18 protein-coding genes are annotated in these 18063 nt (G+C 65.4%); 6 read left to right on the top strand and 12 right to left on the bottom strand.

Annotated elements, in window-relative coordinates:
• Nucleotides 1–140: 140 nt before the first annotated feature.
• From JNC62_RS01815 to JNC62_RS01805, 3 genes are all read right to left on the bottom strand, one after another.
• Nucleotides 141–929 (bottom strand): L,D-transpeptidase, encoded by a 789-nt coding sequence (locus tag JNC62_RS01815; RefSeq protein ID WP_374835377.1) that lies wholly within the window; start codon nucleotides 927–929, stop codon nucleotides 141–143.
• A gap of 177 nt (nucleotides 930–1106) precedes the next feature.
• The gene (locus JNC62_RS01810; protein WP_374835375.1) at nucleotides 1107–2744 is read right to left on the bottom strand and encodes a cisplatin damage response ATP-dependent DNA ligase; all 1638 of its coding nucleotides are present in this window, start codon (nucleotides 2742–2744) and stop codon (nucleotides 1107–1109) included.
• 232 nt (nucleotides 2745–2976) lie between these two features.
• Nucleotides 2977–3987, bottom strand: coding sequence for a ligase-associated DNA damage response exonuclease (locus tag JNC62_RS01805; RefSeq protein ID WP_374835373.1), 1011 nt, complete (start codon nucleotides 3985–3987; stop codon nucleotides 2977–2979).
• Nucleotides 3988–4259: 272 nt separating this feature from the next.
• Here JNC62_RS01805 and JNC62_RS01800 point away from each other — a divergent pair, with 272 nt between their 5' ends.
• On the top strand, nucleotides 4260–4733 hold the full coding sequence (locus JNC62_RS01800) for a DUF1579 domain-containing protein (RefSeq protein ID WP_374835371.1): 474 nt from the start codon (nucleotides 4260–4262) through the stop codon (nucleotides 4731–4733).
• 257 nt (nucleotides 4734–4990) lie between these two features.
• Entirely contained in the window at nucleotides 4991–6349 is a 1359-nt protein-coding gene (locus tag JNC62_RS01795; protein ID WP_374835369.1) for a TIGR03808 family TAT-translocated repetitive protein, read from the top strand.
• A gap of 177 nt (nucleotides 6350–6526) precedes the next feature.
• On the opposite strand, the gene JNC62_RS01790 is transcribed toward JNC62_RS01795, so the two are convergent.
• Together JNC62_RS01790 and JNC62_RS01785 are read right to left on the bottom strand one after the other, a co-directional pair.
• Entirely contained in the window at nucleotides 6527–7030 is a 504-nt protein-coding gene (locus JNC62_RS01790; protein ID WP_374835367.1) for a copper chaperone PCu(A)C, read from the bottom strand.
• A gap of 350 nt (nucleotides 7031–7380) precedes the next feature.
• The gene (locus JNC62_RS01785) at nucleotides 7381–7767 is read right to left on the bottom strand and encodes a hypothetical protein (RefSeq protein WP_374835365.1); all 387 of its coding nucleotides are present in this window, start codon (nucleotides 7765–7767) and stop codon (nucleotides 7381–7383) included.
• Between the two features lie 188 nt (nucleotides 7768–7955).
• Here JNC62_RS01785 and JNC62_RS01780 point away from each other — a divergent pair, with 188 nt between their 5' ends.
• The gene (locus JNC62_RS01780) at nucleotides 7956–8612 is read left to right on the top strand and encodes a glutathione S-transferase family protein (protein ID WP_374835363.1); all 657 of its coding nucleotides are present in this window, start codon (nucleotides 7956–7958) and stop codon (nucleotides 8610–8612) included.
• On the opposite strand, the gene JNC62_RS01775 is transcribed toward JNC62_RS01780, so the two are convergent.
• Nucleotides 8596–9516, bottom strand: a complete 921-nt coding sequence (locus JNC62_RS01775) for a LysR substrate-binding domain-containing protein (RefSeq protein ID WP_374835361.1) — start codon at nucleotides 9514–9516, stop codon at nucleotides 8596–8598. The two genes, JNC62_RS01780 and JNC62_RS01775, sit on opposite strands and share 17 nt — an antisense overlap.
• Nucleotides 9517–9654: 138 nt before the next feature.
• On the opposite strand from JNC62_RS01775, the gene JNC62_RS01770 reads away from it, so the two are divergent.
• Nucleotides 9655–9861 (top strand): hypothetical protein, encoded by a 207-nt coding sequence (locus tag JNC62_RS01770; RefSeq protein ID WP_374835360.1) that lies wholly within the window; start codon nucleotides 9655–9657, stop codon nucleotides 9859–9861.
• Nucleotides 9862–9870: 9 nt separating this feature from the next.
• On the opposite strand, the gene JNC62_RS01765 is transcribed toward JNC62_RS01770, so the two are convergent.
• From JNC62_RS01765 to JNC62_RS01755, 3 genes are all read right to left on the bottom strand, one after another.
• Nucleotides 9871–10491, bottom strand: a complete 621-nt coding sequence (locus tag JNC62_RS01765; protein ID WP_374835358.1) for a glutathione S-transferase family protein — start codon at nucleotides 10489–10491, stop codon at nucleotides 9871–9873.
• 134 nt (nucleotides 10492–10625) lie between these two features.
• Entirely contained in the window at nucleotides 10626–11015 is a 390-nt protein-coding gene (locus tag JNC62_RS01760) for a VOC family protein (RefSeq protein ID WP_374835356.1), read from the bottom strand.
• Nucleotides 11016–11265: 250 nt separating this feature from the next.
• Nucleotides 11266–12273: an asparaginase gene (locus JNC62_RS01755; protein WP_374835354.1), complete on the bottom strand. Its 1008-nt coding sequence runs from the start codon at nucleotides 12271–12273 to the stop codon at nucleotides 11266–11268.
• Nucleotides 12274–12463: 190 nt separating this feature from the next.
• Here JNC62_RS01755 and JNC62_RS01750 point away from each other — a divergent pair, with 190 nt between their 5' ends.
• Nucleotides 12464–13879: an MFS transporter gene (locus JNC62_RS01750; RefSeq protein WP_374835352.1), complete on the top strand. Its 1416-nt coding sequence runs from the start codon at nucleotides 12464–12466 to the stop codon at nucleotides 13877–13879.
• 11 nt (nucleotides 13880–13890) lie between these two features.
• Here JNC62_RS01750 and JNC62_RS01745 read toward each other — a convergent pair whose 3' ends face one another.
• Nucleotides 13891–14892 (bottom strand): NAD(P)H-quinone oxidoreductase, encoded by a 1002-nt coding sequence (locus JNC62_RS01745; RefSeq protein ID WP_374835350.1) that lies wholly within the window; start codon nucleotides 14890–14892, stop codon nucleotides 13891–13893.
• Between the two features lie 319 nt (nucleotides 14893–15211).
• Between JNC62_RS01745 and JNC62_RS01740 the strand changes: the two genes are divergently transcribed.
• Complete coding sequence (locus tag JNC62_RS01740) at nucleotides 15212–15469, top strand: DUF1344 domain-containing protein (RefSeq protein WP_374835348.1); 258 nt, start codon at nucleotides 15212–15214, stop codon at nucleotides 15467–15469.
• Between the two features lie 240 nt (nucleotides 15470–15709).
• On the opposite strand, the gene JNC62_RS01735 is transcribed toward JNC62_RS01740, so the two are convergent.
• Entirely contained in the window at nucleotides 15710–17509 is a 1800-nt protein-coding gene (locus tag JNC62_RS01735) for an EAL domain-containing protein (RefSeq protein ID WP_374835346.1), read from the bottom strand.
• A 122-nt stretch (nucleotides 17510–17631) separates the two neighbouring features.
• Entirely contained in the window at nucleotides 17632–18060 is a 429-nt protein-coding gene (locus tag JNC62_RS01730; RefSeq protein ID WP_374835659.1) for an EamA family transporter, read from the bottom strand.
• Nucleotides 18061–18063 lie beyond the last annotated feature (3 nt).

Genomic DNA, 18063 nt, shown 5'->3' with positions numbered 1-18063 from the left:
CATACCGCGCGCAACCGCGAACGCAGCCACAAGCGGCGACGCGGATCACCCCGACGCAAAAAAGGAAACAGGAAGCCAGCAGCATCCTCGTGAAGAGGACTGACGCATCCAGCGAGGAAGCCGATCCGCCGCTGGAAAGCTCAGATCACGATGATCGGAGACCGGTTCGGAACGCGATCATAGAGGTCGATCACGTCCTGGTTCAACAGACGGACGCAGCCCGAGGACGCGGCGCGGCCGATCGACTTCCATTCCGGCGTACCGTGCAGCCGGTAGAGCGTGTCCTGGCCGTTCTGGAAGATGTAGAGGGCGCGCGCACCGAGCGGGTTCGACAGGCCCGGCGACATGCCGCCGTTGCGGGCGGAATAGGGGTGGAGTTCGGGCTGGCGCGCCACCATCGTATCCGGCGGGGTCCAGCGCGGCCAGGCCTGCTTCCACTGGATGACGCCGCGGCCGGACCAGGCGAAACCCTCGCGACCGATGCCGACGCCATAGCGGATGGCGCGACCGCCCGGCTGGGTCAGATAGAGATAGCGATTCGCCGTGTCGACGATGATCGTGCCGGGTGCCTCGCCGAAGGGATCCTCCACCTCGTGGCGCAGATAACGGGCATCGATCTTTTGATAGGGAACCTGCGGAATGGTGAAGCCGCCATCGATGCGCGCGGCATAGATCCCGGCATATCTCGGGTCCAGATCCGGTATGCCGGTCGGCAGCATTGCCTCGTCGTAAGGCCCCTGGTCGGGATCGCGGCCTTCGAGATAGGGGCCCGGCACGCCCTCGAGCGCCGGGTTGCGGTAGACCGGCTCGGTCTGCCAACGGAAGCGGTCGGTGTTCATCGATGACGTGCAGCCCGCAAGTGCCGTGGCCGCCGCCAGACCGGAAAACCGCAACAACCGGCGGCGGGAGAGAAGAAATTCTGGGGTCATGATCTAGCGACGCAATCCGTGAAACCGAGAAACGCAAGCAGCAACCGGACACGCACCTACCTCTGCCTGCAAGATAAGGTCGTCACCGTGCCGCAAGTGTGGCATCGCCGGCTGGCGCGTGGCTTGCCACGATCACTTTCTTTCACAATTCGGGCAGGAACGGGAAGCAACCTGTGATTACGGCGCCATCCCTTCGCTCGCCTCCACCAGCGCCATCAGCGTCTCCAGCCGGTCGGCGTCGCGCGGCAGCTTGTCGTCGCGCAGGCGGGCGATCCGGGGAAACCGCATGGCGACCCCGGACTTGTGGCGGGTCGAGCGATTGATCCCTTCGAAGGCGACCTCGATCACGAAGCCGAAATCCGGCTCGGCGCGCACGGCGCGAACCGGGCCGAAACGATCGACGGTGTTGTTGCGCACGAACCGGTCCAGCACCTCAAGTTCGGCATCGGTGAAGCCGAAATAGGCCTTGCCGACCGGCACCAGCATGTCGGTGTCCTCCGCCCCCCTCGCCCAGACGCCGAAGGTGAAGTCGGAATAGTAGCTCGACCGCTTGCCGTGGCCGCGCTGCGCATACATCAGCACGGCGTCGACGTTGTAGGGATCGCGCTTCCACTTGAACCACGGCCCCTTCAGGCGGCCGGCCTGGTAGGAACTGTCGAGCCGCTTGAGCATCACGCCCTCGATCACCGGCTCCGGCGGTGCAGTGCGAAGGCGGTCGAGTTCGTCCCAGCCCGCGAACGGCACGAGCGGCGACAGGTCAAAGCGGTCGTGCGGCGCCGTGCCGATCAGGTCTTCCAGCCGCGCCCGGCGGGTGGCGAAATTCTCAGGACGGACATCCGTCTCGCCGGCGAACAGAACATCGTAGGCGCGGACGAAGGCGGGATAGTCCTCCAGCATCCGTGCATTCACGGTCTTGCGGTTCAGCCGCTGCTGCAGGTCGGAGAAGGTCCGTGTCGGGCTGTTCGACCGCATCGTCCCGCCGACCAGCAGTTCGCCGTCGATCACCCCCTCAAACGTCATCGCCTCGACGATGTCGGGGAAGGCTGCAGAAATGTCGTCGCCGGAGCGGGAATAGAGCCGGCGCGTCGCTCCCGTTGCCGAAAGCTGCACGCGGATGCCGTCCCATTTCCACTCGGCGGCGAAATCGGCCGGATCGAGACTGTCGAGATCGCCTTCGCCGACCGGGTTGGCCAGCATCACCGAATGGAAGATCGCAGGCGTCGCCAGCACCGGGCGCTCGGCGCGTCCTTCCAGCCAGGAGAACAGCGGCTCATACGGCGGCTGCAGACCGTGCCAGAGCGTCTCGATCTCGGTTATCTCCTTGCCGGAAAAGTCCGCCAGTGCCTGCTTGGCGAGCCGGGCCGAGACACCGATGCGCAAGCCGCCGGTGACGAGCTTGATGAAGGCGAAGCGGGCGGAAGGGTCGAGCCGGTCGAGCAGGTCGCGCACGACGGAGCGGGCCTCGGTGCGGCCGAGCGCGTTCATCCGCGCCACGACCGCGCCGAGCCGGGGCTGGTGCTCGTCGTCGATCCGCTCCTTTCGCTCCTGATCCCAGACGAGCGAGATCGTCTCGGCGAGATCGCCGACATAGTCGTAGGAGTAGCGAAACAGAACCTCGTCCATCCGCTCCAGCACGAGCTCGCGCAGCATCGCCGGCTTGACGCTCTTCAGCTCCAGCGTGCCGGCGATCGCGGCCAGGCCGTAGCCGCGGTCGGGGTCTGGCGTGTTGCGGAAATAGTCGGCCAGCAGCTTCAGCTTGCCGTTGCGCGAGGGCGTCAGCACGAGACGGTCGAGGAGGTCGGCGAAGGCTTTCATCGGCGGACGCTCCCTCCAAAGGCACCATCGCCATAGCCCCTCACCCTAACCCTCTCCCCGCAGGCGGGGAGAGGGGACGTGCTTCGCGCCACATCGCCAACTACGGAAAGCGCGGCGGTCGTTGTCCTGATTGTCACCATTGAGGCGCAAGCGCTGCGGCGCTCTTCCTTCTCCCCGCAGGCGGGGAGAAGGTGCCGGCAGGCGGATGAGGGGCAAGGCTGGCCGATATCCATCAATCCCCCTCGTCCTCGTAGCCGACGAGGTGCAACGGCCGGGCCGGGAAGCCGTTCAACTCGCACCAGCGCACCAGCGCCTCCTCGCGGCCGTGCGTCACCCAGACCTCGGCGGGCGAAAGCTCCCGGATCGTCTCCGTCAGCTCCGGCCAGTCGCAATGGTCGGAAATGACCAGCGGCAGCTCGACACCGCCCTGTTTGGCGCGCTGGCGCACCATCATCCAGCCGGAGGCAAAGGCGACGAGCGGCTCGTTGAACCGGCGCGCCCAGCGCTCGGCAAAGGCGGACGGCGGGCCGACGACGATCGCCCCGGACAGATCGGTCGGATCGTCCTTCTCCAGCGTCGCCGGGCGCAGATCACCAAGATCGACGCCACGGCTGACATAATAGTCGCAGAGCCTTGCGAGCGAGCCGTGGATGTAGATCGGCTTGTCGTAGCCGCAGTCGCGTAGCAGCCGGATCACCCGCTGCGCCTTTCCGAGCGAATAGGCGCCGACGAGGTGGGTGCGCTCGGGGAACTGTTTCAGCGAGGTGAAAAGCTTGTCGATTTCGCCCTTCGGATCCGGATGATGGAACACCGGCAGGCCGAACGTCGCCTCGGTGATGAAGACGTCGCAGGCGACCGGCTCATAGGGAGCGCAGGTCGGATCGGCGCCGCGCTTGTAGTCGCCGGAGACGCAAAAGCGGGTGCCGTTGACGGCGATCGCGATCTGCGCCGAGCCGAGCACGTGCCCGGCCGGGTGAAAGGAAACCCCAGCCCCGCCAAGATCGATTGTTTCGCCATAGGCCGCCGGCTGCGCCGCGCCGCAGAAGTCCGGACCATGGCGAATGGCCATGATGTCGAGCGTTTCGCGCGTCGCCAGCACCGCCCCATGACCGGCCCGGGCGTGGTCGGAATGGCCGTGCGTGATCAGCGCCCGCTGAACCGGACGCACCGGATCGACATAAAAATCGCCGGCCGGACAATAGAGGCCGGCGGGCGCAGGATAGAGCAGACGGTCTGGCTTCATGCCTGACAAGATAGGAACATTTGCGCCGGCTGCCAGAGCGTGTCGAAATTCGATCGGAGCCGCTTGAGGAATATTGCCCGCCTGCAATGCCTCCGCATCGCCCCCTCAAGTCCTTGCATCATGGCGGCAGGGCGCTCCCCGCCCCTGCGCCAGCCGCATCCGGGCATCGCCAGCAGGCGACCACTTGAAACGGCCCAATCCTTCCTAACTTCGTAGGAAGTTGCGACCGACCCGGCGGCGGGCACGGACAGGCACTCATTGGAGGGTGACCCATGCAGACAGATATAACCACACAGCATCATTGGTTGCACCGTCTCCTCGGCGACTGGGACTGTTCTGCCGATGCGATCGCCGCGCCGCCCAAGAACAGCACCTGGACCGAACACGTGCGCCCGCTCGGCGGTTACTGGGTCTTGTGCGAAGGCCGTGGCCTGATGCCGGACGGCCAGGAGGGCGAAACGCTGATGACGCTCGGCTACGATCCGGCGCGTGACCGCTACATCGGCACCTGGATCGGCTCGATGATGAACTATCTCTGGCACTATGACGGCGTGCTCGAGCCGACCGGAAACCTGCTGACGCTCCACAGCGAGGGACCCGACTTCAAGACCGAAGGCAAGCGGGTGCCCTACCAGGATATCATCACCTTCATCGACGACCGGCATCGCACGCTGACCGCCCTGGTGCACAAGAACGACGGCAGCTGGGAGAAGATGATGGAGATGCACTACTGGCGGCGGACTTGAGCAGTCAGGACGGCTCGGCGGCAATTCCTCTTGCTGACTGAACTGGCTGGCGCTGCTAGCGCCAGGCGGCGACCGGACGAGAGCTCCCGATACCGAGACATAGGCGGGTAGCGGAAACCACCTGTCCCAATTCCGTTCGATGTGCCGACACGGCCTTGGCAGCACGCGCCGCCGCGCCGCCGGAGGCCGCAAACTGTGCCGTTTCGGCACGAATTCCCGTGGCACGCTTCCTGCATCCCTGTCTGCGAGGAGCAGACATGGTTAGCAGACGGTTATTTCTCGCATCCATCGGCCTGGGCGCGGCCGCCGGGCCGGCGCTGGGCGCCGGCACGCCGGTCCTGAACGTCGACCTGCGCGGCGCGATCGACGCGTCCGCGCATGGCGTGCGGCCGGGCGGCGACGACCGCAAGAGCAAGGCGTTTGCAAAACTGCTGCGCGAGGCGGCGGCGAAGAACCTGCCGGTCTTCCTGCCACCCGGTGACTACCACGTTTCCAACATCGAGCTGCCCGCCAACACCCGGCTAACCGGTGTTCCGGGCGCAACCCGCATCCTCTATGGCGGCGGCGGCCATCTGTTCGCCGGGCAGGACCTCAACAGCGTCGTTCTCGAAAACCTCGTCATCGACGGCGGCAACCGCTGGCTCGACGACACGGTGCAGGGCCTGGTTCACCTCGGCGGCGCGCGCGAGGTGCGGATCGACAACTGCGAGATCAAGGGCTCGGCCAAGTCCGCGCTGTATCTCGAGCGCTGCGGCGGGCGCATCGAGCGGAACCGCATTTCCGGTGCCGCGGACTTCGCCGTCTACGCGATCGAGAGCAGCGGCCTTTCGATTTCGGCCAACACCGTCGTCGAGTGCGCCAACGGCGGTATCCTCGTGCATCGCTGGACCCAGGGACCGGACGGTACGATGGTTTCGGGCAACCGCATCGCACGGATCGCGGCGGCGAAGGGCGGCACCGGCGAGTATGGCAACTGCATCAACATCTTCCGCGCCGACGGCGTGATGGTGACGAACAACCACCTCTCCGACTGCGCCTTCTCCGCCATCCGCGCAAACGCCGGATCGAACGTGCAGATCGCCGGCAACACATGCCTCGACTGCGGGGAGACGGCGATCTATTCGGAGTTCGGCTTCCAGGGCGCGATCGTCAACGGCAACCTGATCGACGGGGCGGCCAACGGCATTCTGATCGTCAACTTCAACGAAGGCGGCAGGCTTGCCGCGGTGACCGGCAACGTGGTGCGCAATCTCCGCCTCGAAGGGCCCTACGTGCACGACGGCGCGGGCTTCGGCTTCGGCATCGCGGTGGAGGCGGACACCGTCGTCAGCGGCAATACGGTCGAGAACGCACCGAAATACGGCCTGATGCTCGGCTGGGGGCCGTTTATGCGCGGGCTCGTCGTCAACGGAAACCTCGTGCGCGGCACCCCGGTCGGCTGTGCGGTGACCGTCGTCGAAGGCGCCGGTTCGGCGCTGATTTCGGGCAACATCTTCGAGGAGACGCCGCAGGGCGCCATCGCCGGCTACCGCTGGAACGAGCGGACCACCGGAGAACTTTCGGACGAGCCGGAGCGGTTCGCCCATATCACGATCGAGCGCAACCGTACGGGATAAGGCGGACAGGCGCTCCCGCGGCACGCGCACCTGCGACGCGTCCGCGGTCAACTTGCAAACGGCCGCCACCGCATGCATGGCGGCCGCGACGCTCGCCCCTCCGTTGCCCGAACGCCGGAGGGGCGATGGGGCGGATGGGGAAGGCCCTCTGCGTGCCTTCCCCATCTCTGCCCTGCCTCACATCTTGTGAGCTTCGCCTTCCGTGTGGCCGTGCTGCTGCTCTTCCTTGGCCTTGGACGGTCCGACCTTGAATTCGACCGCAAGCGGGCCGGCCTTCTCGAAATTGAGCGTGGCGGCAACCGTCTCGCCCTCCTTGAAGGGCTGCTTGATCGCCATGAACATCACATGCAGCCCGCCGGGCTTCAGCTCGACCTTGGCGCCGGCCGGAATCTCGATGCCGTCCTTCAGCTGGCGCATCTTCATCACGTCGTTCTCCACCGCCATTTCATGGATCTGCACATCGTCGGAAACCGGCGAAGTGATGGAGACAAGCCGGTCGGCTTCCTGGCCGTGATTGGTGATCGTCATGAACCCGCCGCCGACCGGCTGGCCGGCCAGCGTCGCCCGCGACGCCGGATGATGGATCTCGAGGTTGCCCACCTTGTAGTCATGCGCAAACGCACCGAAGGCGGGGACGGCAAACAGCATCGCGGCTGCGACGAGCTTAGGAAGGAGTTTCATGTCAATTCCCTTTCGTTGGGTGATATTGGACGGCGCGGGCGTCTCGCCACGGGGCCGAACTTGTTGAACAGGCGTTGTTCGCAGCCCTGATGCTCGCCGATAGTCGAGCATCTTTCCGCTCGACGGAGCTTGTGCAAGCGCAACATCAGACACACTTTTCGCGAGAACCCGGTCGACATGGATCGCGCATCCGACGAGCCCGAGGAGCCCATTCGGCGCCTGACGCTGCCGGGAGAAGGCGGGGATACCCGCAGCGGCCGTTGCCGGTGCGTCGGATGACTTGGTCATGCGGAATTCCGTCGAAGTGAACTGCGGACCGCATGCGCATTGCGCATGCGTATGGTTCGCGATCAGATCGACAGGTGGGGTGGAGCCGTGGGCGGCGCGCCCGGCTCGTAGCGCTGGCCGGTGAACACCGCTTCGACAAGTGGGCGGTCGCCGACAACGCGGAAGGCGATCATCCGTCCGGCGATGTCGCTCGGGCTCGGGAGGAGGATGGCGGCACTGATGCGGCAGGCTTCACAGCCCGGACCCAGGCCCTGCTTGGGCTTGCCATGCTCGACGCCGCCGTTGATGCACAGGTCGGCAATGGTGCCGTCCGGCAGCGTTATGGCCGCCAGTTCGGACGGCGACAGCGACGCCGCCACAACCGGTTTGTGGGCGAAGGACAGAAACACCAGCGCGAGCATGCAGAGCATGCGCACAAGAACGGCCGTTTTGCTGCCCTTCAGGTTCATGGCTTGCCTCGCCCGCCCGATTGCGGTTGCCCCCAATATCGCTTCTTCCGCGCGGCGGTCAATGCGGCATTATGCGTTGCCGTCCGGCGTGAGCCATCACGACATTTCATCGAACGATCACGCCCGCAACCTGTCACCTTGCGATGCGACCCCCTAAGCTGAGCCGCACAAACCAGGGAGAATCGCACATGCTCACGATCTACGGCGTCTATCGCTCGCGCGCCTCGCGCAACTACTGGATGGCCGGCGAACTCGGGATTCCCTTCGTCTCGGTCCCGGTGATTCAGGGGTACCGGCTCGATGATCCGACCGCCGCCGATGCGCCGCTCAACACGCTCTCGCCGGAGTTCCTGGCGGTCAATCCGACCGGTTTGATCCCCTGCATCGACGACGGCGGCTTCGTCATGAAGGAATCCTTGGCGATCAACCTCTATCTCGCCCGCAAGCACGGCGGCCCGCTCTCAGGCCGGACCGTCACCGAAGAGGCGGAGATGCTGCAATGGACGATGTGGGCGGCGACCGAAGTGGAACCGCACGCCGTCAAGATCATCCTGCTGGACAAGAGCGCCGCCGAAAGCGAACAGGGCCGGCTGACGATTCGCGCCGCCACCAAGGCGCTGAGGAAGGCGTTTGCGCTGCTCGACAAACGACTTGCCGCAACCGGCCATGTCGTCGGCGACCGCTTCACCGTCGCCGACCTCAACCTCGCCGAGGTGTTCCGCTATACAATGAGCCAGAAGGAGCTGTTCGACGTCGCCGCGAACGTGAAGGCCTGGCTTGCAGCCTGCCAGGCGCGCCCGGCCTTCAAGACCATGTTCGAGGCGCGTCTCAAGGAACCGGAATAGACGCCCAGTCCGCGTTCTCACCGACGCTTTCGGAGATCGCCTGCCTCATCCACGCCTTGAACAGGGTGACCTTGCGCGGCTCCCGGATATCCGGGGCCGTGACGAAGTAATAGCCCATCCCCGTCCTGACGCGGATGTCGAAGGGCGCCACCAGCCTGCCCTCCTTCAACGCCCAGGACGCCAGGACCGGCCAGGCGAGCAGCACCCCCTGCCCCGCCAGGGCCGCATCGAGGCAGAGCGAGGCGTCGCTGAACACGTGACGCGTCTTCGGCGCCGGCTGCTCCAGCCCGGCCGCCTTCAGCCACACGTCCCAGGTGAACGGATCGTTGGCGTCGATCACCGCCGGCATGTCGACCAGGTCTTCGGGCGTGCGCAGCCGCTCGGCCAATGCCGGCGTGCAGACCGGAAACATCTCCTGCGGCAGGACGAACTCCGCCTTCACCCCCGGCCAGTTTCCCGGTCCGATGCGAATGGCGAGGTCCACGTCGGAGCCGGACAGATCCACCAGTGCCGTCGTCGATTCGATGCGCAGGCTGATCTCGGGATGGGCGGCGCTGAAGTGATGGATGCGGTGGATCAGCCAGCGCGAGGCGAAGATCGGCGCCACGGAAATGACGAGGATAGCATCGTCGCGGTGTCTGGCGCTGCCGACCGCCTCCGACAGTTCGCGAAATCCCGCGTTCAGCTTCTTCAGGAAGGATTCGCCGAACGCGGTCGGGACCATGCCGCGCGTTGTGCGGTCGAAGACAGTCCGTCCAAGCTGGCCCTCGGCCTTGATCACCTGCTGGCTCACCGCGCCGACGGTGACGCCGAGTTCATCCGCCGCTGCCTGCAGCGAGCCGAGACGCCCGACCGCCTCGATCGCGCGCAGCCCGTTCAGATGGGTGCTGTTCAAGTTCTTCATATAGATTTTCTATATGATGGCCCTGAACTCCTCAATTGAAATCGACCGCGCGAACAGCGATCCTTTCGCCGGATCAATCCTCCCAAGACCTGATCTGCCGCCACAACCGATGGCCCGGGAACCTGCAGGAGCGAAACGATGCTCAAGTATTTCTTTAGCCGCAGCCGGCGGGTCGCCGCCCTGCTCTCCGCCGACAACGGCGATCCGGCCGAGTGGATCCGCGACCCGCTCAAGCATCCGCAGATCGAGGCGATGGACGAGCGCCAGCGCGCCGACCTGCCGTTTCGGAGCTTTCCGGACAGTGGTCGTCATGACGGCAACGCCGTGCCGTGCCGCCCGGGTTGAAGGCCGCCCTCAGGCCTCTTCCCGAGCGAGGGCGCGCTGGACCGCCGGGCGCTGCAGCATGCGGGCGCGGTGCTCCGCCACTCTGGGAAAGCGGGCCGGATCGACCCCGTCACCCTTCAGCCAGCCGCCGATCGTGAACAGATAGGCATCGGCGACCGAATAGGCGCTGCCCATCACCCATGGGCCGGTGAACATCGTCTCCTCGATCAGGCGGAAGCACTCGGCCATGTTCTCCGGCACCTTCGCCTTCATCGTCTCGATCGCCGCCGCGTCGTCCGACCAGCGGCTGCCGCGACGGCCATGGGCATGCGCGACGTGAACGGTGGAGCAGAGATAAGAATTGAAGCCCTGCATGCGGGCGAAGGCGAAGGCGTCGTCGAGCGGCGCGAGCCTGCCGCGCGGTGTCACCTGGGCGATATAGGCGAGGATCGCCGGCGTCTCGGTCAGGGTGCCGCGATCGGCGACGAGCACAGGCACCCGCCCCTTGGGATTGATCGCCAGATATTCGGGCGAGCGTTGCGCACCGCCGGCGAGGTCCACCTTCTTCACCTCGAACCCAAGCCCGCTTTCCTCGAGCGCGATGAGTGAGGCGAGTGCGCAGGTGCGCGGTGCGTAGTGCAGGGTCAGCATGTTGTCCTCCGGTCCGTGTCAGCGAATCCCGGAGCCACTGTGCCAGCGCCCGCCGGCTGCCGCCAGTGGCCGACCGTCGGCGAAGGCGAAAAGTGTCGGGCCGCCCTCATCACCGACGCACGCCCGCTGCCGGCTCAACCCTGCGCCATGTGCATCATTTCCCAGACATGGCCGTTGATATCCTGGAAGCTGCAGCCATACATCGGGCCGAACTCGATGTTCGGCTTCCATTCGCGGGCGCCGGCAGCGAGAGCCTTCGCCTTGAACGCGTCGACCTCGTCACGGGTCGCCGCGGACAGGCAGGTCAGGACCTGGGTGTCTTTCTCCGGGTCGCCGACGGCGCCGGTGACGAAATCCTGAAACCGGCTTTCGACCAAAAGCATGACGAAGATGTTGTCGGCAACGACCATGCAGGCCGCCTGCTCGTCGCTGAACTGTTCGTTGAACGTAAAGCCAAGGGCGGCGAAGAAACGGCGCGTGGCCGGCAGGTCCTTGACGGGCAGGTTGACGAAGATCATGCGCATGCGGCTGCTCCCTTTTCCGGTTTGCTCGGGTGGCGCGCCCGTGGCGCGACCATCGAATGTCTCAAGGACGCACCGGCTGCGCCGGTTCCGACGCGGCATGTGAACGATTTTCACGCAAACATCGCAAGTGGACGAGCCCAAAGGCCGGCTCGCCCACAGCGAGTGCCATGTGTTCCCCCTTTGTCATCCCGGTTCGCTCAAAGCTCTGGAAACCGTCGGGACTCTTTCGGCGTGGCGCGCTTCGGGCCCGTCAGGCTGCCAGCGCCCCGGTCACCCGCACATCGCCGACATGGATGCCGTTCCAGTTGCGCATGGCGTGGTTGGCATGCGCCATCAGCGAGGCCTTGATCTCGGGGGTATCATCGAAGAAGCGCGCAAGCGTCGCCGCCACCATCGCATCGGCCGCGCGCGACGCGCCGTCCGCGCATTTAAGCGCGATCGCAATCCCCTTGTCCGGCAAAGCGGCACAGAACACGCCCTCGGCGCCGATCTTGGCGAAGATGCGGCCCGGCGCAATCTGCATCAGCTTCGTGCAGGACCGGCGGCTGCCGGCGACAAAGAAGGGCTCGGCCATGCAGGCGTCGATCAGCCGCTTCGAGGCGCGGGCGCGCCCGGGCGCAAGGCCGGTTCCCGTCGCCATCCTGGCAAAGCCATGCGCCAGCGCCTTCAGCGGCACGGCATAGGTCGGGATCGAGCAGCCGTCGGTGCCGCAATTGTCGTGCGCCAGTGCGGCCCCCGTCAGGCTTTCCATGGCGCCGCGGATCTCCGCCTGGATCGGGTGGTCGTAGCCGACATAACCCTTCGGGTCGGTGCCGGTGTGGCAGGCGGCGCAGACGAAACCCGCGTGCTTTCCGGAGCAATTGTTGTGCAGTGCGGTCGGGCGCTCGAGCGTGCGGGCCTGGTCGATCAGCACGGCCTGGTCGGAAGACCAATGGGCGCCGCATTCCAATGCCGAGACGTCCCGGCCCGCCGCCGCCAGCATCCGGGCGGCCAGCGCCACATGCTCGGGCTCGCCGTTGTGCGAGGCGCAGGCAAGCGCCAGTTCCTTCGCGCCGAAGCCGTAGGCGTCGGCCGCGCCGCTCTCGACCAGCGGCAGCGCCTGCATCGCCTTGCAGGCCGAGCGCGGGAAGACCGCCGCGTCAATGTCGCCGAGGGCAAACACCACCTTGCCATCGCCATCGACCGCCACCACCATGCCGCGATGACGGCTTTCGACGCGATTTCCGCGCGTGACCTCGACCAGAACCGGATTTTCCATGCTGCCTGCCCTCAAGGAATTGCGATACGGTTGCTCTCTTAGCCGAAATCCCGCGCCATGGCATCCCGGGCCAAGAGGTTTCCAGCCCCATTACCGGCTGTCGTCCTTCCACCCGTCGTGACATTTGGCTCTATCCTTGAAACGCAAAACCTGTAGGTTCCGAGCGATTCCCTCTTTCTTCGCATGAACAATGACAGAAGCACCGCCAGTCTCCGCGCCGTCGCGTCTCTTAGACCTTTTTTCCGGGGCAAACCTGTTTCCGACGCTCATGCTCGGCGGCGGGATCTCGATGCACGCGATCGAGACCTATATCACCGCCACCCTGATGCCCTCGATCGTGCGCGACATCGGCGGGCTGTCGCTCTTTGCCTGGGCGACGACGCTCTACGTGGCCGCCTCCGTCGTCGGTTCGATCTTCGTTGCCGTGCGGCCGGCCGGCGTCTCGCTCAACCGCTGCTACGTGGCCGGCGCGGCGCTGTTCGGTGTCGGCAGCTTTATCTGCGCGGTCGCGCCGATCATCGAAATCGTGCTCCTCGGCCGGACGGTCCAGGGCCTTGGCGCCGGGCTGTTGGTCACGCTCGGCTATTCCTTCATCCGCTTCGTCTATCCCGAAGCGCTCTGGCGCAAGGCCTCGACGCTCTATGCGGCGATCTGGGGTGTTGCGACCTTCCTCGGGCCGAGCATCGGCGGCGTCTTTGCCAATGGCAGCGCCTGGCGCGAGGCCTTTGCCATGCTCGTCCCGATCGCGCTGGCAATGGCGCTTCTGGCCCCCCGTCGGCTGCCGCGCGGCGAGGACCGGCACGAGGTCGCCCCGGCGCCTTACGCGCAGATCGCGCTGCTGCTCGCCTCCGTCCTGCTCGTTTCCTTCGCCGGCTCCGTCGAGACCGTGCCGCTGCGCGCCGCCCTTGTCGCTCTGGCGACCGTCGCCATCTTCGCCATGGTGGCGATCGAGCGGCGCGCGCGGGCCCGCCTGCTGCCGGCCGGCGCAGTGCGGCTTTCGTCGATGCTTGCCCGCATCTACCTGATCATGCTGCTGATGCTGGTGGCGCTCGCCTCCGACATCTACATCCCGTACTTCCTGCAAGGCTTGCACGGCGTGACGCCGCTGGTGTCCGGCTACCTGGTCGCATTGCTGGCGCTCGGCTGGACCGCTGCGGCCTTCCTGACGGCGGGCCTTTCCGGAAGGCGGGCCGTCGTCTCGATCGCGGTAGGTACGCTGGTCGAGGCAGTCTCAACCGGCGCGCTGCTCGTGCTGCTGGCGCGCGACAATCCGGGCTCGAGTGTTGCGACGCTCGTCCCGGCCACGGTTGCGATCTTCGGCATGGGCTTCGGCGTCGGCATGGGCTGGGCGCATCTGGTGACGCTGGTGCTCAAGCGCGCGCCCGAGGACGAAAAGGACAAGGCGTCGGCGGCGATCACCACCATGCAGTCGCTCGGCAGCGCCTTCGGCGCCGCCCTTGCGGGGGTGGTGGCAAACAGCACCGGGCTCCTCGATCCGGGCGGCGTCGCCGGCAACATTTCGGCGGCGAGCTGGCTCTACGGCCTGTTCGCCCTTCCCGGCCTCATCGCCTTCGCGCTGGCGGTCTCGCTGCTGCGACAGCGCTGACGCGCGCCGTCTCAGTCGAAGGTGATCACCACCTTGCCGATATGGTCCCCCTGCTCCAGCGTCCGGTGGGCGGCTGCGACCTCGGTGAAGGGCAGGACCGACTGGATCACCGGCGCCACGCGGCCGGAATCCAGGTGCGGCCAGACCTTTTCCAGGAGCTCGTCACGGATCGCCTTCTTCTCCGCCACCGTCCGCGGCCGCATGGCTGACCCCATGACGCGCAGGCGCTTGGCGAGGATCGGTCCAAGGCTGACCTTCTCGGCGACGGCCCCGCCCAGGAAGGCGATGATCGAAAGCCGCCCGTCCAACCCGAGCGACTTCAGGTTCCGGTCGAAATAGGCGGCCCCGATCATGTCGAGGATCACGTCGACGCCGCGCTTGCTAGTCTCCTCGGCGATGACGGCGGCAAAGTCCTCCGTCCGGTAGTTGATCGCCCGATGGGCGCCAAGGCCGACGCAGGCCTCGCATTTTTCCACCGAGCCGGCCGTGGCGTAGACCCTGGCGCCGAAGGCGATCGCAAGCTGGATTGCGGTCGTGCCGATGCCGCTGGTGCCGCCGTGAACCAGCACCGTCTCGCCGGGTTTCAGCGCGGCCATCATGAAGAGGTTGGCCCAGACGGTGAAGAAAGTTTCCGGCAACGCCGCAGCCTTGACGGCGTCGTAGCCCTTCGGAAACCGCAAGGCCTGGCTGGCCGGCACCGCGCAGTACTGGGCATAGCCACCGCCGTTGGCGAGCGCACAGACCTTGTCCCCCACCGCGAATTCTGTCACCCCCGGGGCGCAGGCAACCACCTCGCCGGCAATCTCCAGGCCAAGGATGGGGCTCGCGCCCGGCGGCGGCGGATACTCGCCCTTGCGTTGCATGATGTCGGGCCGGTTGATGCCCGCGGCACCAACGCGGACAAGGATTTCGCCGGCTCGCATGTCGGGAAGCGGTCCCTGCGCCATCATCAGGTTATCGATACCGCCAGGCTCGCTGACATCGACAAAATTCATGGTTTCGGGCAGGGGCATGGCATGTTCTCCGGACTGTCGGCGCAAGTGCACCTTCGTGCTATCGGAAACATAGCGGAAAGTGTCGGCGAAAGTCAGCCTGCGAGACCTGCGAACATTAAATTTCGGTCATCCTGCAGCCGCCACAATTCGTCACAAACCGTTGAATTTGCGTAATTTCATCGACTTGCCAGATTACCTATCTTTAATTTGAAGTTACCATTAGATCATCCTAATTTTCACGCGGAGCCGGGAATCGCCGGGGCCCGTCGGTCGCGACGCGACGCCTTCCGGACGGCTTCGGTAAGAGCCCTTGCAGGGCCTAACCAGGACAACTCTCATGCGTGCTCTTCTTTCCAACCTTGCAATCGTCGCACTCCTGGCCACGCCGGCCGCAGCTCTTGCAGCCCAGACCGCGACCGGAACCGTGAAGTCTTTCAGTGCCCATGACATGACCCTGACGCTCTCCGACGGCACGACCTACATGCTGCCGAAGGGCTTCAAGGACCCCGGCCTGAAGGCCGGTGAGAAGGTCTCCGTGACGTGGGACATGGTCGGGAAAAAGCATGAGGCCCATACCGTGAAGATCCTGAAGTAATTGCAGAGGCTTGAGCGGTCTCGCCCCGACACGACAAGGGACCGCTCAGGATAGGCCGGGCATGCGGTTGTGTGTGTGTGTGGGAAGCTGTCAGGCCGAAAGAGGGCGGATCCGGCGGGTCCGCCCTTCCCTTGCGCGGGATCGGCTGCGCCCGATCGCCGCGAGGAACCGGTCTCGGCAGGCTTGCGAAGAACAACGACCCAAGGCGTCGCCCGTAAATCGGAACGATCGCGACGCGCTTCAGGCGTGCGGTACGCAGTCGCTGCAGAACACGATGCCCCGCTCGCTCCCCTTCGCCTGCCCCTTCAGCGACGCAATGCGGGCGCTGATCTGCTGCGGGTCGGCAACCAGTTCTCCCTTCGGGACCGATAGGACCACGGCCGAGCAACGCATCAGGGGAAAGTCGCGCGGGGCGCCGTCACGATCCCTGCCGCGAATCCCGCCGGCCAGGAGATCCTCGGCAGAGTAGAGGTGGCGGGCTTCACGGCTGAAGTCCTGCAGCAGCTGCTCGAGCAGGCTTTCGACGGCGGCGGCATCACGTCCCGAAATGCCCACGAAGAAATCATCGCCGCCCAGATGTCCGATGAAGACATCTTCACCGATGAAATGGCGGCGCATCAGCGAGGCGAACAGCAGGATCGCGCGGTCGCCCATCTGGAAGCCGTAGTGATCGTTGAACGGCTTGAAGTTGTCGAAATCGAAGTAGCAGAAGGTCCGGACCTGGTCGGTGTCTAGCACCCGCTCCTGCAGGTAATCGTGAATGGAACGGTTGCCCGGAAGACCGGTCAGCGGGTTCTGGTCTTCGGCGGTCTTGAGTTGCTTCTCGCTGATGATCCGCAGAAGCGAAGAGGCGCTGAGGATGCCGGCATAGCGCATGTTCTCGGTCAGGATTACGCATTCGCTGCCGCCCATGTGGGCGAATTTGGCGAGCAGTTGCTCGGCCGGCGTATCGAGATCGGCCACCGGCGCCATCGTGGTGAAGTGCGCCAGGCTCCGCTGGTAGAGCTTGTTTTTCAGGAGGTCCCGGCCGAACGGATGATAGCTCAGTTCCCTGACATGATATTCATAGAGGATCCCGCGCGGCTCGTCATTGGCGTTGAGGACGGGAAAGAAGGTCCGCTTGGGGTCCTTGCGGAACAGGTCGAACACCGACTCCAGGCTGGCATTCTCCCGCACGGCCGGCAGGTGCTCGATCTGCCGGCGGATCAGGATGCTGTCGAGCGAGCGCTCGCTGCGGCGGGCCGTGCCGGCCCCGACCGCCGCCGCATAGACCGGCTTGAGGACGGTCATGTCCGTCTGCGGGTGGCAAATGTGCCAACCCTGCGCCAGATCGCAGCCGGCATCCCGGCAGGCGATGAATTCAGCCTCCGTCTCCACGCCTTCGGCGATCACCCGGATGCCGAGCACATGGGCCGCTTTGACCATGTTCTTCACAAGGTGGCGCTTTCGCGCGTCCGTATCGATGCCGGAGACGAAGTGCCGGTCGATCTTGAGGTAGTCGACCGCGTGGTCGCACAACGCCTTCATGCCGCTGTGGCCGGTTCCGAAATCGTCGATCGCCAGCTTGAACCCCTCCTGCCGCAGCCGGCCGAGGAAGGCGCCGAACTCCGGCACGTCGCCATTGTCGAAGCGTTCCGAGATCTCGAAGCAGATCGAGGAGGCGGGAATGCCGGCGCGCTGGAGGTGGCTCGACAGGCGCTCGACCACGCCGGCAGCCTCGGCAACGAGGCGGGAATCGAGGTTGATGAACAGCGTCCGGCTGGCGAAGTCCGGCAGCGCCACGAAGGCTGCGAGCGCACGGCTGTTGATCATGTGCTCAAACGCCAGGAGCTCGCCGGCTTCGTGAGCGCGGTCGAGAAGGTCGAGCGGCGATTTGAAACCGAGCTTGTCTTGGCCGCGCATCAGCGTTTCGTAGCCGAACACCGCACCTGACGCCGCCTCGACGATCGGCTGGAACGCCGTTTCGATGACGAGCTTGGCGAACGTGACGATCTGATCATCACCAAAACGGTAACGGGCAAGCATTTCAGCGGCGGACATCGGGAGACTCCGGGGTCTTGAATGTGCCCCAGTCTTTTCCAGCGAAATCTCAACAATCCGTTTCGCCAAGATGACACTTTGATGAAACTTCAATAATAGCAGAGACTTACATCAAACTGTCATCAAATGCGCACGGTCAGAAGGACAGCACCCGTCGCGATCATCAGGACCGCCAGCCAGTGTATTGGCGACAGCCGTTCCCCGAGGAAGAAGGCCGCGAATGCGACGACCAGCACCACGCTCAGCTTGTCGACCGGTGCCACCTGCGAGGCGTTGCCAAGCTTCAGGGCGTGGAAATAGCAGACCCACGACGCCCCGGTCGCAAGCCCGGACAGGACGAGGAACAACCAGCTCCTGCCCGAGACCGATGCGGGCTCCTGCCAGCTTCCGTTGATCGAAAGGATGAACGCAAGTGCGGCGAGGATGACGACAGTGCGGACGAAGGTGGCGAAATCGGAATTGACACCCTCGATACCGATCTTGGCGAAGATGGCGGTCAGCGCGGCGAAAACGGCCGAGCCGAGCGCCCAGAACTGCCAGGATGCCAGCACCGG

This window comes from Mycoplana ramosa (assembly GCF_041930185.1).
Taxonomy (GTDB): Bacteria; Pseudomonadota; Alphaproteobacteria; order Rhizobiales; family Rhizobiaceae; genus Mycoplana; species Mycoplana ramosa.
The sequence above is the reverse complement of the archived record's forward strand: the minus strand, read 5'-3'. Positions and strand labels throughout refer to the sequence as shown.

Excerpts from the sequence above, each read along its gene's own strand:
- JNC62_RS01815 (WP_374835377.1), bottom strand. The coding sequence starts at position 929 with ATGACCCCAGAATTTCTTCTCTCCCGCCGCCGGTTGTTGCGGTTTTCC.
- JNC62_RS01810 (WP_374835375.1), bottom strand. The coding sequence starts at position 2,744 with ATGAAAGCCTTCGCCGACCTCCTCGACCGTCTCGTGCTGACGCCCTCG.
- JNC62_RS01805 (WP_374835373.1), bottom strand. The coding sequence starts at position 3,987 with ATGAAGCCAGACCGTCTGCTCTATCCTGCGCCCGCCGGCCTCTATTGT.
- JNC62_RS01800 (WP_374835371.1), top strand. The coding sequence starts at position 4,260 with ATGCAGACAGATATAACCACACAGCATCATTGGTTGCACCGTCTCCTC.
- JNC62_RS01795 (WP_374835369.1), top strand. The coding sequence starts at position 4,991 with ATGGTTAGCAGACGGTTATTTCTCGCATCCATCGGCCTGGGCGCGGCC.
- JNC62_RS01790 (WP_374835367.1), bottom strand. The coding sequence starts at position 7,030 with ATGAAACTCCTTCCTAAGCTCGTCGCAGCCGCGATGCTGTTTGCCGTC.
- JNC62_RS01785 (WP_374835365.1), bottom strand. The coding sequence starts at position 7,767 with ATGAACCTGAAGGGCAGCAAAACGGCCGTTCTTGTGCGCATGCTCTGC.
- JNC62_RS01780 (WP_374835363.1), top strand. The coding sequence starts at position 7,956 with ATGCTCACGATCTACGGCGTCTATCGCTCGCGCGCCTCGCGCAACTAC.
- JNC62_RS01775 (WP_374835361.1), bottom strand. The coding sequence starts at position 9,516 with ATGAAGAACTTGAACAGCACCCATCTGAACGGGCTGCGCGCGATCGAG.
- JNC62_RS01770 (WP_374835360.1), top strand. The coding sequence starts at position 9,655 with ATGCTCAAGTATTTCTTTAGCCGCAGCCGGCGGGTCGCCGCCCTGCTC.
- JNC62_RS01765 (WP_374835358.1), bottom strand. The coding sequence starts at position 10,491 with ATGCTGACCCTGCACTACGCACCGCGCACCTGCGCACTCGCCTCACTC.
- JNC62_RS01760 (WP_374835356.1), bottom strand. The coding sequence starts at position 11,015 with ATGCGCATGATCTTCGTCAACCTGCCCGTCAAGGACCTGCCGGCCACG.
- JNC62_RS01755 (WP_374835354.1), bottom strand. The coding sequence starts at position 12,273 with ATGGAAAATCCGGTTCTGGTCGAGGTCACGCGCGGAAATCGCGTCGAA.
- JNC62_RS01750 (WP_374835352.1), top strand. The coding sequence starts at position 12,464 with ATGACAGAAGCACCGCCAGTCTCCGCGCCGTCGCGTCTCTTAGACCTT.
- JNC62_RS01745 (WP_374835350.1), bottom strand. The coding sequence starts at position 14,892 with ATGCCCCTGCCCGAAACCATGAATTTTGTCGATGTCAGCGAGCCTGGC.
- JNC62_RS01740 (WP_374835348.1), top strand. The coding sequence starts at position 15,212 with ATGCGTGCTCTTCTTTCCAACCTTGCAATCGTCGCACTCCTGGCCACG.
- JNC62_RS01735 (WP_374835346.1), bottom strand. The coding sequence starts at position 17,509 with ATGTCCGCCGCTGAAATGCTTGCCCGTTACCGTTTTGGTGATGATCAG.